Origin of the sequence: Actinomadura opuntiae (genome assembly GCF_030283205.1) — a bacterium.
GTDB lineage: Bacteria > Actinomycetota > Actinomycetes > Streptosporangiales > Streptosporangiaceae > Spirillospora.
Genome location: NZ_JASNWF010000005.1, coordinates 425,476 through 441,293 on the forward strand (window position 1 = coordinate 425,476; position 15,818 = coordinate 441,293).

A 15,818-nucleotide genomic window follows, 5' to 3' on the forward strand; every position below is an offset into this window, starting at 1 on the left:
TACCATGCAGTATGGGGATGAGATCGTGCGGCGGGTTCGGGAGTTGGGGCCGGTGCTGGTGGAGCGGGCTCGGGAGACCGAGGAGCTCCGGCGGCTGCCGGATCGGACCATCGAGGACCTCGCCGGGACGGGACTGTTCGGCATGCTGGTGCCGAAGCGGTACGGCGGCGCGGAGCTCGGGTTCGGGGCGATGGCGGCGGCGTGCCGGGAGGCCGGGGCGGGCTGCGGGTCCACCGGATGGCTGTCGGTCATCTACACGCTCCACAACTGGATGGTGGCGCTGTTCCCCGAGCGGGCGCAGGAGGAGGTCTGGGCGGAGCGGCCGTACGCGCTGATCCCGTGCGTCCTCGCGCCCACCGGTACCGCGGAGCCGGTGGACGGCGGGCATCGGGTGACCGGCCGCTGGTCGTGGGGAAGCGGCGTCATGCACGCCGACCACGCGATGGTGATGGGCCTGGTCGGCAAGGACGGCGCGATCGAGCCGCGGTTGTTCCTGCTGCCGCGGGCGGACGTGACCGTCCACGACGTCTGGCACACCAGCGGGATGCGCGGGACCGGCAGCAACGACATCGAGGTCGCGGACGTGTTCGTCCCGGAGCATCGGTCGGTGCCGCTGACCGCGCTGGCCGAGGGGCGCTCCCCCGGGTCGCGGGTCCATCCGGCGGCGCTGTACCGGGTCCCGCTCGTGCCGGTGTTCGCGCTGACCAGCGCGGCGCCCGTGCTCGGGATGGCCGAGGGCGTGCTGGCGCGGTTCGGCGAGCGGATGCGCGGCCGGAGGATGGCCTACAGCGGCGAGCGGCAGCGCGACCTGATGAGCGGCCAGATCCGGTTGGCCACGGCGACCGCCGACCTCGCGGCGGCGCGGCTGCTGCTGGAGGACGCGCTGCGGGACGTGTCCGAGGCCGCGGCGGCGGACGAGGGCATCGACATGCACCGGCGGGCGCGGGCCCGGCTCGTCGCCGCGCACGTGGCCGGCACCGCCCGCAGGGTGGTGAACGAGCTGTGCTCGGCGGCCGGAGCGAGCACCCAGTTCGCGGACTCGCCGTTCCAGCGGGCGCAGCGCGATGTGAATACGATCAGCGGGCATGTGGTGTTCGACCCGGACGCGGCGTATGCCCTGTACGGCAGGATCGAGCTGGGGATGGACAGGGGCCGACGGTGCTCGTGTGACGGCGTCCGGAACCGAGCGTGGGGAGCGCGATGACGGCCCGGACGAGGCTGGCCAGGCGGGACTGGGTGGAGGCCGGCTACCAGGAGCTGGCCCGGGCCGGTGAGCGGGGCGTCGCGATCAACGCGCTGGCGGCGCGGCTGGGCGTCACCAAGGGCAGCTTCTACTGGCACTTCAAGGACCGCGGCGAGCTGCTGCGGGCGCTGCTGGACCGGTGGGCGCACGAGCGGACCGACGAGGTGCTGGGCCTGGCGCTCGGCAGCACGGACGACCCGCGCGAGCGGTTGCGCCGCATCCAGGCGCTCGGCCGGGAGATCTCGCCGATCGACCGGGCGATGCGGCTGTGGGCGCAGCACGACCCGGCGGCCGAGGAGGCGGTTCGGCACGCCGACCGGGCCCTGCTCGGGCACATCGCCGCGTGCCTGGAGGACCTCGGGTTCGACGCCGAGGACGCGCGGCTGCGGGCGCAGTTGATGCTGCGCTCGTGGGTCGGCGGCTACCTGATCCCGTCTTCAGGGAAGAGCGGCGGCGCCGATCCGGGCGACCGCATGCTGGAGATCCTCCTGGCCCGGTGAGGCGGCGTCAGCACGTCTTCCGGTACGGGACTTCCCGGACGTACTGCGACCATTCGTGCCGCGTCAGCGCGCCGACCCGCTTGCACAGCCCGGCCTCGAGCAGGCGCGGCGCGACGACGTGGGCGACGAGCTTGCCGTCCTCACCGCTCACGCTGTAGAGCCGGGTGCCGTCCGGGCTGAAGGCCAGCGACTCGATCACCGCGTCGATCGAGGACGTGGTGTGGCCGGTGAGCGGCAGCCCGAGCCGCCGCTGCCCGTGCACGTCCCACAGGTCGATCTTGCCCTTCATGTCGGTCGTGGCGAGCAGGGCGCCGTCCGGCGAGATCGCCGCGATCGGGGACTTGCCGTCCGGCGTCGCGACGGGGCTGCCGATCTGCTTGAGCGTGCGGGCGTTCCAGAAGGAGAGCGAGCGCCGGTCCGACCGGTCCTGCACCGTGACGAGGGTGCCCTGCCGGCTGACGGCCTGGACGGTCGTGGCCAGCGGGTTCGGCGGGGCGAGCGTCTTCCCCGACGGGAACGCGATGACGCCGAGGTCGTTGGCGGAGACGACGCTCTTCCCGTCCGCGCTCCAGACGATCTTCAGGTCGGGAGTGCCGTCCGATGCGCCGGTGCGGTTCGCCGCGCGCGCTTGGCCGAGCTGCCGTCCGGTCGCGGTGTCCCAGAACTGCAGCAGGGTGGTCTGCGGCTGGTTCTGGTTCGCGGGTGTCGCGGGGCCGCCGAGGGTGACGGTGGCGATGGCCTTGCCGTCCGGCGAGAAGGACGGCAGCGGACGCGACACCGGCGACGCGACGGGCCCGAGGTCGAACGTGGTCCGCTTGGTGCGCGTCCGGACGTCCCAGATCTCGACCGTCCTCGTCTGCCGCAGCAGGACGAGGAGCTTCCCGTCGTGGGACAGCGCCATCCGGTCGCCGCCGTAGTTGTTCGAGTAGGTGATGGGGAGGATGGTGCGGCGGGTCGCCTTCGCGGTGTCCCAGATCTGGACGCCGTTGGAGGGCGAGGGGTCGACGGTGGCCAGCGTGGACCCGTCGCCGCTGATCGCCGACTCCCCGTACGGCCGCGACACCTGGACGGGCCGGACGAACACCGTGACGTCGATGGACTGGACGCGCTCCTCGGTGTCCATGCAGCGCAGCTTCCGGCCGTCCGCGCTGAACCGCGTGTCGGTGCACATGTCGTCGGGCTTGTAGAACAGGTACGGCGGCTCGTTCGTGCCGACGTCGGTGCTCCACAGCGCCATGCCGGACGCGAGGAAGCGGCCGTCCGGGCTGAAGACGATCTCGTTCTCGTAGTCGTCGTTGTCCTTCGGCCGTATCAGCGAGGTGCGCAGTTCGCCCGTCTTGGTGTCCACCACCGCGATCTGGTCCTTCGCCCCGCCCGGGGCGGTGGCGGCGAAGAGGCGGCCGTCGGGACTGTAGGCGATCCTGGACGTCTGGGTGAGCTCCTTCACCGGGTCCGGGATCTTGATCCGCTTGAAGGTGGTCAGATCGCGCCCGACCAGCCGCCAGTGCCCGCCGTCCTTGGCGACGCCGACCAGGGACCGCTCGTCCGGGGAGAAGGCCGGGCCGGTGATGCTGAACTCCTCCTTGGCGGTGAACAGCACCCTCCCGGTCGCGGTGTCGAGGATCTTGACCGTCCCGCTGTGGGTCGTGACCAGCCGCGCACCGGTCGGGCTGAACCAGAGGCCGTCCCCCATCGCGTGCTTGAACGGCAGCCCGGTGCGGGCTCCGGACGCGGTGTCCCAGAGCGCGAGCGTCCCGTCCTTCTGCAGGGTGAGCAGCCGCTTGCCGTCCAGGGTGATGCCCATGCCGGCCACCGGCGCCCCGGCGACGCGGAGGGTCAGCGCCTTTTTCGTGTCGGGATTGCCGAGGATGATGGTGTTGTCCTTGACCCAGGCGTACGGGCCGGACTTGTCCGGACTCAGGGTGTTCCAGTCGGTCCCCGCCCCCGCCGGCCGGTACATGCCCCCCTCCCACTGCTCGGTCAGGGTGAGCAGCGCGTCGCGCGTCTCGAACGTGTTCCCGGCCAGGTCGGACGCGGCGACCGCCAGCCTGCGCGCCAGGACCGGATCAGTCCGGCGCAGCTGGACGGCCTGCGTGGCGAGCTGCCGCCCCACCGCCGCGTCGCGCTGCTGGGCGACGGTCGCGTTGGTCTTCCTCAGGCTGCGGCTCTGCACGGCGACGGCCGCCCCCGCCCCCAGGGCCAGGACCAGCAGGACGGCCAGCGTCACGGTGACGGCCGCCCGCGTCCGGGCCCGGTCGCGCGTCTGGCGGACCGACGCGTCCAGGAATGCCCGTTCCGCCAGGTTCAGCGTGAGCTGCCGCCGCCCGACCGACGCCCACGCCAGCGCCCCGTCCAGCGCGGACCCCTGATACAGGTCGGCCTGCTTGCGCCCGTTCGCGTTCCACAACCGCGCGGCGCCCGCCAGCGACTGATGAGCGGCGAGCCCGTCGCGTTCCGCACTCACCCAGTCGGCGAGCCGAGGCCAGGCCCGCAGCAGTGCGGGCGTCGCGATGGAGATCATGGCGCCGTCCCGCCTGACCAGGCCGGCGCCGCAGAAACCGTCGAGGACCTCCTGGAGCGCACGCTCGCTCGTGACCCCGTCCACAAGATCGCTCACCGGCACCGGACGCAGCGCGCCCTGCGCGTCCGCCGGCGCCGCGACCATCCTGAGCAGCACCCGCGGGACGGCCTGCTGCGCCTCCCGGTCGAGCCGCCCGTACACGTGCTCGGCGACGTCCCCGAGCGCGGGCGGCAACGTCACCGACGGCCGCTCCCCCGCCCCGGCCGCCCTCGTGCCGGCCTCCAGCGCATCGCCGCTCACCCCGCTGAGCAGCCCGTCCAGGACCTCCTGCGCACTCGGCCGCTGCTCGGGCTCCTGGCTGAGCGCCGCCTCGACGAGCCCCCGAAGCGGCTCCGCGAGCACATCGGTCTTCGGCCGCTCGTTCAAGATCTGGTGGTGCAGGCCGGCCATGGTCTCGCCGTCGAAGGGCGGCCGTCCGTTCGCGGCGAAAAGCACCACCGCCGCCCACGCCCACACGTCCACCGCCGGCGTGGCCCGCTTCCCGCGGAACAACTCCGGCGCCATCCACCGGGGCGTCCCCTTGAGCGCACCCGTCGCGCTCCGCGACATCTCGTCCGTCTTGGCGATGCCGAAGTCGATGACGCGCGGCCCGTCCGGCCCCAGCAGCACGTTCGCCGGTTTCAGGTCGCGATGAATGATCCCGGCCCTGTGGATGGACGCCAGCGCCGTCGCGATCCCGATGGCCAGCCGATGCAACTCGTCCGGCCCGTAAGCCCCCCGCTCACCGACCCACCCGGCCAGATCAGGCCCCGGCACGTACTCGCTGACGACGTAGGGCGGCGCATTGTCGAGATCCGCGCCGAGGATCCGCGCCGTGCAGAACGACGCGACCCGCTGCAGGGTCGCGACCTCCTTGCGCAACCCGTTGCGCAGCGCCTCGCTGACCGTCTCGGCATGCAACGCCTTGACGGCGACCCGGCGCCCCTTGGCGTCGTACCCCTCGTAGACGACCCCCTGCCCTCCGGCCCCCAGCCGTCCGGCCAGCCAATACCCACCGAGCTGCCGCGGATCACCGTCCAGAAGAGGAGCAGGCATGCGGGCACCCTTCGCAACCGGGACGCCCCCCGGGCGCCCTCAAGGCCGCCAGCATATACAGACACCACTGTTCTTTTGCTCCCCCATCCCCGCAATGTGACCCACCCCATCCCTGCCCCACACCGCGAAGACCGGCATCCGATAACCCGGTCGCCGAGCCCCGGGAACTGCCCGGTTTCGAGCTCAACGGCAAGAATCCGGACGGCGGTCACCTTGCCCTGTCCCCGAGCGGTTCGCGGCGCTCGTTCGGCGGTTGAAGGGGCTTGCTTGACGCAGTGGTGCGGGGCGTGACCGCGTTGCCTGCTGGGATCAGGGGTGCAGGGTGGGGCGGTAGGTGAGTTCTTGGATGTGGCCGTCCAGGGTGCGGCTCTCGATCAGTTCCAGGTCGAAGTCGGCCGCATTCTGGAAGATCGGGTCCAGGCCGGTGCGGCCGGTTATTACGGGGAAGAGCGTCACCTGGACGCGGTCGACCAGGCCGGCGGCCATCAGGGCGCGGTTCATCGCCAGGCTGCCGTGCGAGCGCAGCGGTACGTCGGACTCCTGCTTGAGGCGGGCGACGACCTCGACGGCGTCGCCGTTCGCGACTTCCGCGTCCGGCCAGTCGAGGGGTTCTTTCAGCGTGGACGACACCACCGTTGCCGGCAGGTTCCTCATGCGGGTCACCCATGGGTCGCGCACGTCGGAGTCGTCGGTGCTCGCGGCCAGCATCTGCGCGAACGCGCGGTAGGTGTTGGCCCCGAAGACCATTCGCTGCTCCTCGTCGTAGAGGGCGAGGCGGTGGTCGAGGAGTTCGGGGCCCTGCTTGCCCCAGTACCCGGTCCAGTCGCCGCCGGCGGCGCCGAAGCCGTCGAGGCTGGAGAAGACGTCGAACGTGTACGTGGCCATGGTGCTCTCCTCGGATGCATCTGAGTGTGTTGGACGTACTGACTGGCCGTCACGGTGAGACTCATCGCCGAGGGTGTTGCGCGGGATTTGGGGTTTTTGGGGGTGGAGCGGCGGGTTGCGGATCACCATGGGGGCGATGTCGGTTCGCGTCTGAAGCGGGATGGTGATTCGTGTGAGCGAGGTCGAGGTGACCGGGCCGGTCAGCGAGGGGTCCTGGTTGGGTCGGGGCGTCGCGCTTTTCACGCCGGTGTTCGCCGTGGCGGCCGGGTGGCTGGCGGGGGTCGTCGCGCACTGGGTGCCGGGGGCCCATCTGGACGAGACGCAGGTGACCTCGTTCATGATCGCGGCGACCACGGCGGCGCTCGGGGCCGGGTGGAAGTGGTTGCAGGGGTGGCAGCAGCATGAGCGGCTCGTCGCCGAGGGGAAGGCCACGCCGGTCAAGAACGCGGCGGTGAAGTAGCGCCGCTTCGTCCTGGACGCCCTTCTTATGCTGGTGACGGCTGGAGGGTGGTGGTCGGGGTGGTCTCGGTTGACGAGTTGCGGCGGTTGCCGAGCGAGGAGCGGGCCGAGTTGCTGCGGGCGCTCATCGCGTTGAGCGACGAGGACCCGCTGGAGCAGCCGCGCTATCGGCGGCGCCGCGGGTTGGTGCTGGCGTTTCTCGTGGCCTGTTGTGCCTGGCTCATTCCCTGGACGGTCGTGCTGGGGTTCACGTTGCCGCAGCACTACAAGGCGGAGCAGTGGGGGGCCGCGTGGATCGGGTTCGACGTCGCATTGACGGCCGCGTTCGCGTTCACGGCGTTCGCGGTGTGGCGACGGCTGCAGATCGCGATCCTGGGGCAGATCATCACCGGGACGTTGCTGGTGTGCGACGCGTGGTTCGACGTGATGCTGTCGTGGGGATCCGGCGAGTTCATCGTGAGCGTGGCCACGGCGCTGCTCGGCGAGTTGCCGCTGGCGGTGCTGATGTTCGTCGGAGCGCGGACCCTGGTGTTGACGACCGTCCGGGCGCTGTGGGTGCGGGAGGGACGCGCGGGGCCGGTGCCGCGGCTGCGGGAGGTCCGGCTGGTCACCATCGGACGTTCTGTCGGTGGCGGGTTCTAAGGTGCGGGACGTGAGCGAGGAGACCGTTGTCTGGGGGGAGCTGAAGGCCGGCGGGTTCCTGCACGGGGTGCGGGAGGCCCACCGGGAAGCGACGCTGGCCGTGTTCGGGGGGCTGAGCCGGGCGGCGGGGTTCACGGAGCGGTCCTACGGGGTGACCGCGTTCGATGTGCTGACGTCCTGGATCGACCGGGTCTTCGACGGGGACCACCGGGTGGCGCGGGACGACCTGAACGGTTCGCCCGGGTGGCGGTACGGCCGCTACCGGGTGCTGTTGAAGCGGCATGAGTTCGGGGCCGTGCGGAAGATCCGGTGGGACCGGGACAGTCCCACCAAGCAGGCGGTCGCGCGGCAGGAGTACGCCGAGGACCGGCAGCTCGCGCTGGACATCGGGTTCGGTGCCGACACGCCCGAGGTCGTGACGCTGGTGCTCGCGCACAGTGCGAGCGACGAGCCGCTGGAGATGGAGCTCTTCCTGGGGCGTCCCCGGTGGAACGCCGACGGCGGGACGGCGTGGCACTGGGTCCGGGAGCTGGACGACGCGCTTGGAGGTGATCCACGCCGTAAGCTCGTCGAACGGACGATGCCGCTCTGGGACGACGAGGCCGACGTCCCGATGCGGCTGCGCGGAGAGACGAGCACTGAAACGGCATAGTGGACGATGAGCGAACGGCTCGGCGGGTCGCCGAGGCGCGGCTGCTGTTCGACTGCGAGCGGCTGACGCTGGCCCGGCGGCTCCGGGGGCTGCGCAAGAACCAGCTCGCGCAGGCGGTGGGGAGCACGCCGCGGGCGATCGGGCAGTACGAGGCCGGGGTGCAGCGGCCCGAGGACCGTGTCGTGTCGCGGCTCGCCATCGCGCTCGGGGTGCCGGTCGAGTTCTTCCGCGGCGGGCGCGGTTCGGTGTCACTGGACGGCGCGCACTTCCGGTCGCTGCGCTCGACCAGCCAGATCGAGCGCGACCAGGCGCTGGCGTACGGGCGGATCGCGGCGGATGTCGTCACAGCGCTGGAGGATTTCGTCGATCTTCCGATGGTCGATTTGCCCGAGTACGTGGTGTCACCGGATGAGATCGCGGGCGGCGGTCCGGTCGAGGCGGCGCGGGTCGCGCGGAAGGCGCTGCTCGGCGAGCCGGGTCCGGTGCCGCATGTGGTGCGGACGCTGGAGGCGCGGGGCGTGGTGGTGCTCGTCCTGCCCGACGCGGCCGACCGGGTGGACGCGTTCAGCGTCGACCTGCATCCGCGTCCGATGGTGTTCTTCAACCCCGCGAAGGGCGACTACTGGCGGAACCGGTTCGACGGGGCCCACGAGCTGGGGCACCTGGTGATGCACGCCGACGCCGAACCGGGCGGGAAGATCGTCGAGGACCAGGCGCACCGGTTCGCGGCGGAGTTCCTGATGCCCGCCGAGGAGATCGCGGGCGAGCTGCCGCGGTCCGCCGACTGGGACCGGTTCGGCGCGCTGAAGGCGGAGTGGGGCGTCAGCATCGCGGCGCTGCTGTACCGGGCCCGCACGCTGCGGGTCATGGACGAGGGCGCGTACCGCACCGCGATGGGGACGCTGAGCTCGCGCGGGTGGCGGCGGCAGGAGCCGGGGCCGGTCCGCGCGCTGGAGCAGCCGACGATGCTCACGCGGGCGCTGGAGCTGGTGGCCGCCGCGGGCACGGACCGCGACGCGCTCGCCGAACGCGCCCGGGTCACCCGCGCCGACCTGGACCTCCTCGTCCCCCCACGCTGACCACCGCGCAAACGGCCCACGTCGATTGCCACACAAACCACCACGTCGATCGCCGCGCAGGCCACCGCACTGACCACCGCACTGACCGCCCGCGTCGCCGCCGCGCTGACTGCGGCGTTGACTGCGGCGCGGCGGTGAAGCGCATGGGCGGCGGGGGCCGGTGGGCGTAGGGTGTGGGTGAACAAGGGGTCTGCGATGCCGGCGCCCAAGCCCGCGTCCCCCTGGTTCCCCGCTACTCGGCCTCCCCGGGAGGCCAGACAGGTCCGGCGCTCATGACGCCGCAACACCGTCCCGCCCTCACGCGGACGTGCGCCGCCCGCGCCGTGGTCGACAGGCCGTCGCGCGGACGCGACGCCGCCGTCGCGCGCTGACCTTCCCCATCACCGCCGGGAGACCGGCGCCCACCGACTTTTCCGGATCGGAGATCCCCATGCCCGCTCTCACCGCCTCGTCCGAGGCCGGGCTGAGCCGCGAGCGGTTCGCGGACCACACCGTCATCGCCCTCAGCGGCGAGCTCGACATCGCGTCCGCGCCGTCCCTGCGGGAACGGCTGCGCGCCGCGCTGGCGGACGCCGGCCCGCGCGTGGTCATCGACCTGTCGGGGGTGACGTTCTGCGACGTGTCCGGGCTCGGGCTGCTGGTCGGCGCGCGCCGCCGGACCGGCCCGGACGGCACCGTCGTCCTGGCCTCGCCGCGCCCGACGATGGCCAGGCTGCTGAACGTCACCGGGCTCGACCGGACGTTCACCGTCCGACCGGCCACCGGTACGGGCCAGGCCGCCGGTACGGGCCAGAGCGCCGCTACGGGCCAGGTCGCCGTGCCGCGCTCCCGATCGGCCGCGGCCTGACCGCGGCGGCCGCCGCCCAGCCCGGCGAGCCCGGCCGCGGGCCGGGATCGGCTGATGCGAGAGGGAACTCCGAGCGCATGAGGAGAGCGGGATGAGCGAAGACCTGGCGACGAGCACGTGGGGGCCGCCGCGGATGCCCCGGGACGCGGCGGACGGGCAGCGGTTCGCGGCGTCGTTCGACCTGATGGCGGCGGTGCTGGACGGGACGCCCCTCCCCGACCTGCTGGACCTGGTGGCCGCGCAGGCCAAGGCGCTGGCGCACGTCCCGCTGGCGTTCATCGCCCTGCCCGTCGACGACGGCCACATGCTCCGGATCGAGGTCGCCGACGGCGTCGGCGGCGACCGGATCCGCGGGCTGACGGTGCGGCGCGGCCGGTCCATGCTCGGCCGCGCGTTCGCCTCGCGCCGGGCGCTGTCGGCGCGGATCGTCGCGGACCAGACGCTGAGCCGGCTGCCGGCCGGCCCGATCCTGATCCTGCCGCTGGAGACCGGCGAGACGACGCGCGGGGTGCTCGCGGTGCTGGGCCACCCCGGCGCGCAGCCGTTCGGGCCTGGCACCGCGCGTCAGCTACTGCTGTTCGCCGACATGGCCGCCCGCCTCGTCGAGCTGGCCGAGGAGCGCCCCGCTTCCCGCGGGGGCGCCACCGCGGACGGCGCGCACGTCGTCGACGGCCTTCGTCCGCCGCGGCCCCGGGGAACGTGAACGGGGCCCGGCGGGATGCCGGGTAGATCTTTCCGGCCGCGGTGTGATCTGCGCCATGGCCGGGTCGGGTGAACGGCGGGTCTCAGAGCTTGAAAAGCTTGGCGTACGGGGCCAGAATGCGGACCTTGCGCGTCCCGAAGTCGACCAGGACGGCGCGTCCGGACTCGACCTCCAGGACGCGGCCGAGGCCGTACTTGTCGTGGGTGACCTGGTCGTCCGGGGCGAACTCCTTGGCGGGCGGGGCCGCGGCCGGAGGCGCGAAGGGGCTGGTGGGCAGGTGTCGCCGCTGTGCGGGCCGGAAGGGTTTCATTCCTGCCAGTATGCGCCCCGCCGCGGGGTGACGGGGAGTCTCCCCGGCAGATGGCGGGAAAATTCGCAGCGCAGGTTCCGTCCGCCGGACCTTGTGGTAGCGTTTGAGCAGTTGCGGTTCCCATAGACATGTATGTGCGCCTGACGGTTCCACCTCGGGCGCATTTTTTGTTGTTCTGGATCTTCCGGATGGGCCATCGCGGCGTCCGGCCCGCGCACGGTGTGCGGGCCGGGAACCGACCCAGAAGGAGACGACCATGGCCACCGGCACCGTCAAGTGGTTCAACGCGGAAAAGGGCTTCGGCTTCATCGAGCAGGACGGCGGCGGCGCCGACGTCTTCGCCCACTACTCCAACATCGCGGCCCAGGGCTTCCGTGAGCTCCAGGAGGGCCAGAAGGTGTCGTTCGACGTCACGCAGGGCCAGAAGGGCCTGCAGGCGGAGAACATCGTCCCCGCCTAGTCGCGGACGAGGCGGCGGGCGCGCCGGCAAGGCCGCCCGCCGTCATGCTTGTTTCCAGGGGGACGACCCCCCACATCGAAGTCGCGCGGAGCGAACACGGCCCGCGCGCGTCGGTTCGTTCTTGTGAGCTCTTCGCCCGGCCCCGTTGGCGGGCCCCGCAGCGGAGCACTTCCTCGAAACGCACCGCTTCCGAGGAAGGCCTCGCAATGACCCATGCCGATCGTCCGTCCACTCGTGGCGGACCGCGTCGCGGCGGCCGCCGCCGCCCGGCGAATGCCGTACAGGCGCAGCGGCCGGACGCCGAGTTCACGGTTCCCGTGACCCGCACCCCGCCGCTGCCCCCGGTCGAGTCGTTCGACCAGCTGGCGCTGCCGCCGCGCATCCTGACCGCGCTGGCCGCCCAAGGGGTGACGGACCCGTTCCCCATCCAGGCCGCGACGCTGCCGAACGCGATCGCGGGACGCGACGTCCTCGGCCGCGGCCGCACCGGCTCCGGCAAGACCCTCGCCTTCGGCCTGGCGCTGCTCACCCGCACCGCCGGCCGCCGCGCCGAGCCGCGCGCCCCCCTCGCCCTCGTCCTGGTGCCCACCCGCGAGCTCGCCCAGCAGGTCACCGAGGCGCTCGCGCCGTACGCCGACGCCGTCGGCCTGCGGACGGCGACCGTGGTCGGCGGCATGGCGCTCTCCCGCCAGGCGAACGCGCTGAAGCGCGGCACGGACGTCCTGATCGCCACGCCCGGACGGCTCGCCGACCTCATCGAGCGCGGCGACTGCCGGCTCGGCGACGTGCGGATCACCGTGCTGGACGAGGCCGACCAGATGACCGACATGGGCTTCCTGCCGCAGGTCACCCGGCTCCTCGACCAGACCCCGCCCGGCGGGCAGCGGATGCTGTTCTCCGCGACGCTCGACCGCAACGTCGACCGGCTCGTCCGCGGCTACCTCGACGACCCGGTGACCCACTCCGTCGACCCGGCGGCCGGTGCGGTCACCGCGATGGAGCACCACCTGCTGCACGTCGCCGACGACGACAAGCAGGACACGACCGCCCACATCGCGGCCCGCGCCGGACGGGTGATCATGTTCGTCGGCAAGAAGCACGGCGCGGACCGGCTCGTCCGCAAGCTGGCCGCCCGCGGCATCCGCGCGGCCGCGCTGCACGGCGGCAAGTCGCAGTCGCAGCGCAACCGCGCGCTGGAGGGCTTCCGCACCGAGGACGTCACCGTGCTGGTCGCCACCAACGTCGCCGCCCGCGGCATCCACATCGACGACCTCGACCTCGTCGTCAACGTCGACCCGCCGGCCGACCACAAGGACTACCTGCACCGCGGCGGACGCACCGCCCGCGCGGGCCGCGCCGGGACGGTCGTCACGCTCGTCCTGCCCGAGCAGCGGCGCGAGATGGCCGACCTGATGGTCAAGGCGGGCATCACGCCGCGCGTCACGCAGGTGCGCCCCGGCGACGGCGAGCTGGCCCGCATCACCGGCGCCCGGCAGCCCGTCCACGCCGCCGCGCAGCCCGGCACCCCGGCGCGCGACACCACCTCGGGACGCGCCACCGCGTCCAACCGCGGCTCGGGACGGAACACGACGTCCGTTCGCACCTCCGCGCGCGGCACCACGCCCAAGCGCGACGCCGAGACCGTCCGTACGTCGGGCCGGGACTCCGGCGGCGTGCGGAAGGCCGGCGGCCGGAGCTCGCAGCGCGCGGACGGCCAGGGCAGCGGCTCTCAGCGCAAGCCGCGACGACGCGCGTCCACCCTGAACACCTGACGCACCCGCAGTGCCGTCACGCCGTCTCGCTCCGAGCTATTCGGGGCGGGGCGGCGATTCTTTTGCGCCCGTTGCACGACGGACCGCGGAGGACGAGCGGGACGAGCAGGAACGCGGCGCCCGCGACCGGCATCGCGCCACCGGCCAGGGCGGCGAGGCCGGGGACGGCGGGCTGCGCGACGCCCCACGACGAGCCGAAGAACGCGAACCAGCGGGGCCGTTCGGGCTCCGGGGCGATCTCCGCGATCAGGGCCTGCCAGCGGCCCTGGAGCGCGCTGTCGGCGACCGCCCAGGCCAGGTACGCGGCGACGGTGAGCGGGACGGACCGCCCGGCGGCCAGGACGAAGGCGGCCACGGCGAGGAAGAGCGTGCCGCAGGCGAGGGCGCGTTCGTGCGGCAGGCGGTCGAGGACGCGGCGGCCGAGGCGTCCGGTCAGCGGCGACAGCACGGCGGCGCCGGTCAGGGCGAGGCCGGGCAGCCAGGCGGGCGCGCCGCGCTGGAGCAGCACGAACGGCAGGTACATGACCACGGCGAGGTAGCCGGCGGCGAACGCGGTCCCCGCGAGGGTCAGCCGGACGAGCCGTGCGGACGGCCGCCACGCGCCGTCCCGCGCACGCCGCCGGACGACGGGTTCGCGCGGCAGGAACGCCAGCGCCAGGACGGCCGCGGCGAAGCAGCTCGCGGCGTCAGCGACGGCGAGCCAGCGGGCGCCGAGCGGCAGCAGGACGGCGGCGAGCAGCCCGCCGACGGCTCCGGCCGCGACCAGCGACGTCCCGAGGGCGCCGTAGACGTCGCCGTGCCGGCCGGGCGGGGCGGCGCGGGCGAGCGCCTCCTGGGTGGCGGGCTCGTAGATCTCGAAGGCGAGGCCGACCAGCGCCGCCGCGCCCAGCGTCAGCGGCGGCCCGTGCGCGGCGGCGAGGACGAGCAGTGCGGCGCCCGTGGAGGCCAGGCCGAGGGCGATGAGCGTGCGGGGCGCCATCCGGTCGAGGAGCACGCCGCCGAGCCAGCGGGACGCGAGCGCCGCGACGCCGAAGGCGGCCAGCGCCGCCGAGGCGAGGTCCGGGCCGGCGAGCACGGCCAGGAACGCCATCACGTACGCGCCGAGCTGGTTGATCACGCGCACGCCGATCAGCGCCCTGACCGGGCGCGGCAGTCCCCTTGTCACCCGCGCAGGCTATGCGGCGCGTCCGACGGTCTCGGGGGCTCCTACCTCGACTGACATCCACACCCTGATCGAACATGTGTTTGACTCGATGGGTACAGTGAAGGCATGTTCCAAGGCTCGCTGCTGGACCGTGCCGACGAGACCGGCCCCCGCCCGTTGAGCGAGGCGCGGCGGACGCGGCTGGCCCACGGCGCCTGGATCGACGTGCTACCCGGCTGGATTCCCGGTGCGGACGCGCTGTTCGAGCGGCTCTCCACGTCCGTCCCCTGGCGTGCGGAGAGGCGACGCATGTATGACCGGGTCGTGGACGTGCCGCGCCTCCTGTCGTTCTACGACGAGGGCGCCGCGCTGCCCGACCCCGTCCTGGACGAGGCGAAGGCGGCGCTGGACGAGCACTACGCGGCGGAGCTGGGCGAACCGTTCCGGACGGCCGGGCTCTGCCTCTACCGGGACGGCCGCGACAGCGTCTCCTGGCACGGCGACCGGATCGGGCGCGGCGCGCACGAGGACACGATGGTCGCGATCCTGTCGGTCGGCGAGCCGCGCCCGCTGCTGCTGCGGCCGCGCGGCGGCGGCCCGACCATCAAGCGGGAGCTGGGGCACGGCGACCTGATCGTGATGGGCGGCAGCTGCCAGCGGACCTGGGAGCACGCGATCCCGAAGAGCACCCGCGCGGTGGGCCCGCGGATCAGCGTCCAGTTCCGCCCGCGCGGCGTCCGCTGACTGAGGCATCCGCCAACGCGCCTCCGCGGTGGACGCGCGCCCCTCCGGCACGTGATCATTTCCGGTATCCGTTCGGGGAGGCGATGGACGTGACGATCTCGCTGGTCACCGGGGCGAACCGGGGCATCGGGCTGGAGGTGTGCCGGCAGCTCGCGGAGCGCGGGCACGAGGTGCTGCTCGGCGCCCGCGACCCCGGCGCCGCCGAGCGCGCCGCCAAGGAGGCCGGCGCGACGCCGGTCCGGCTGGACGTGACGTCCGAGGCCGACATCGCACGCGTCGCGGCCGATGTCGGGCGGCTGGACGTGCTGGTGAACAACGCCGCGATCACCTACGACACCTGGCAGCGGGCGTCGGACGCGGACCTGGACGTCGTCCGGGAGGCCGCGGAGACCAACCTGTACGGGCCGTGGCGGCTGACGCAGGCGCTGCTGCCGGTGCTGCGGCGCAGCCCGCACGGCCGGATCGTCAACGTCTCCAGCGAGGCCGCCTCGCTGGCCGGCATGGGCTCCGGCACTCCCGCCTACAGCGCGTCCAAGGTCGCGCTCAATGCGCTGACCAGGATGTTCGCGGCCGAGCTGCGGGCGGATGGGGTGCTGGTGAACGCGGTGTGCCCCGGCTGGGTGGCGACCGACATGGGCGGTCCCGGCGGGCGGCCGGTCGCCGACGGCGCGGCGGGCGTGGTGTGGGCCGCGACGCTGCCCGACGGCGGCCCGACCGGCGGCTTCTTCCGGGACGGCCGCCCGCTCCCCTGGTGAGAGGACC

16 protein-coding genes are annotated in these 15,818 nt (G+C 73.2%); 12 read left to right on the forward strand and 4 right to left on the reverse strand.

The features are described from left to right. Positions 1-4 precede the first annotated feature (4 nt). Positions 5-1,204, forward strand: a complete 1,200-nt coding sequence (locus tag QP089_RS13405) for an acyl-CoA dehydrogenase family protein (RefSeq protein WP_285911882.1) — start codon at positions 5-7, stop codon at positions 1,202-1,204. Further along, positions 1,201-1,743, forward strand: coding sequence for a TetR/AcrR family transcriptional regulator (locus QP089_RS13410; RefSeq protein ID WP_285911883.1), 543 nt, complete (start codon positions 1,201-1,203; stop codon positions 1,741-1,743). The genes QP089_RS13405 and QP089_RS13410 overlap by 4 nt, the downstream gene beginning before the upstream one ends. 7 nt (positions 1,744-1,750) lie before the next feature. Here QP089_RS13410 and QP089_RS13415 read toward each other — a convergent pair whose 3' ends face one another. Then, complete coding sequence (locus QP089_RS13415) at positions 1,751-5,359, reverse strand: WD40 repeat domain-containing serine/threonine protein kinase (protein WP_285911884.1); 3,609 nt, start codon at positions 5,357-5,359, stop codon at positions 1,751-1,753. 309 nt (positions 5,360-5,668) lie between these two features. Continuing rightward, complete coding sequence (locus QP089_RS13420) at positions 5,669-6,244, reverse strand: dihydrofolate reductase family protein (RefSeq protein WP_285911885.1); 576 nt, start codon at positions 6,242-6,244, stop codon at positions 5,669-5,671. A 172-nt stretch (positions 6,245-6,416) separates the two neighbouring features. Here QP089_RS13420 and QP089_RS13425 point away from each other — a divergent pair, with 172 nt between their 5' ends. The 6 genes from QP089_RS13425 (at position 6,417) to QP089_RS13450 (ending at position 10,626) form a co-directional block, all read left to right on the forward strand. Beyond that, complete coding sequence (locus QP089_RS13425; RefSeq protein WP_285911886.1) at positions 6,417-6,704, forward strand: hypothetical protein; 288 nt, start codon at positions 6,417-6,419, stop codon at positions 6,702-6,704. 59 nt (positions 6,705-6,763) lie between these two features. Beyond that, the gene (locus QP089_RS13430) at positions 6,764-7,345 is read left to right on the forward strand and encodes a hypothetical protein (protein WP_285911887.1); all 582 of its coding nucleotides are present in this window, start codon (positions 6,764-6,766) and stop codon (positions 7,343-7,345) included. Between the two features lie 10 nt (positions 7,346-7,355). Next, positions 7,356-7,997, forward strand: a complete 642-nt coding sequence (locus tag QP089_RS13435; protein ID WP_285911888.1) for a hypothetical protein — start codon at positions 7,356-7,358, stop codon at positions 7,995-7,997. Then, positions 7,997-9,076: an XRE family transcriptional regulator gene (locus QP089_RS13440; RefSeq protein ID WP_285911889.1), complete on the forward strand. Its 1,080-nt coding sequence runs from the start codon at positions 7,997-7,999 to the stop codon at positions 9,074-9,076. The genes QP089_RS13435 and QP089_RS13440 overlap by 1 nt, the downstream gene beginning before the upstream one ends. Before the next feature lie 430 nt (positions 9,077-9,506). After that, the gene (locus QP089_RS13445; protein WP_285911890.1) at positions 9,507-9,923 is read left to right on the forward strand and encodes an STAS domain-containing protein; all 417 of its coding nucleotides are present in this window, start codon (positions 9,507-9,509) and stop codon (positions 9,921-9,923) included. A 91-nt stretch (positions 9,924-10,014) separates the two neighbouring features. After that, positions 10,015-10,626, forward strand: a complete 612-nt coding sequence (locus QP089_RS13450) for a GAF domain-containing protein (RefSeq protein WP_285911891.1) — start codon at positions 10,015-10,017, stop codon at positions 10,624-10,626. 82 nt (positions 10,627-10,708) lie between these two features. On the opposite strand, the gene QP089_RS13455 is transcribed toward QP089_RS13450, so the two are convergent. Next, positions 10,709-10,936: a hypothetical protein gene (locus QP089_RS13455; RefSeq protein WP_285911892.1), complete on the reverse strand. Its 228-nt coding sequence runs from the start codon at positions 10,934-10,936 to the stop codon at positions 10,709-10,711. Between the two features lie 256 nt (positions 10,937-11,192). Here QP089_RS13455 and QP089_RS13460 point away from each other — a divergent pair, with 256 nt between their 5' ends. Both QP089_RS13460 and QP089_RS13465 read left to right on the forward strand, forming a co-directional pair. Next, positions 11,193-11,396 carry a cold-shock protein gene (locus tag QP089_RS13460; RefSeq protein WP_067460243.1) on the forward strand — a complete coding sequence of 68 codons (204 nt, stop codon included), beginning with the start codon at positions 11,193-11,195 and terminating at the stop codon, positions 11,394-11,396. Between the two features lie 206 nt (positions 11,397-11,602). Continuing rightward, entirely contained in the window at positions 11,603-13,168 is a 1,566-nt protein-coding gene (locus QP089_RS13465) for a DEAD/DEAH box helicase (RefSeq protein ID WP_446474026.1), read from the forward strand. 16 nt (positions 13,169-13,184) lie between these two features. Here the strand turns inward: QP089_RS13465 and QP089_RS13470 are convergent, their stop codons facing one another. Beyond that, complete coding sequence (locus tag QP089_RS13470) at positions 13,185-14,333, reverse strand: MFS transporter (protein ID WP_285911894.1); 1,149 nt, start codon at positions 14,331-14,333, stop codon at positions 13,185-13,187. Between the two features lie 105 nt (positions 14,334-14,438). On the opposite strand from QP089_RS13470, the gene QP089_RS13475 reads away from it, so the two are divergent. After that, positions 14,439-15,056: an alpha-ketoglutarate-dependent dioxygenase AlkB gene (locus QP089_RS13475; RefSeq protein WP_285911895.1), complete on the forward strand. Its 618-nt coding sequence runs from the start codon at positions 14,439-14,441 to the stop codon at positions 15,054-15,056. Between the two features lie 83 nt (positions 15,057-15,139). Continuing rightward, complete coding sequence (locus QP089_RS13480; protein ID WP_285911896.1) at positions 15,140-15,811, forward strand: SDR family oxidoreductase; 672 nt, start codon at positions 15,140-15,142, stop codon at positions 15,809-15,811. The last annotated feature ends 7 nt before the right edge of the window (positions 15,812-15,818 follow it).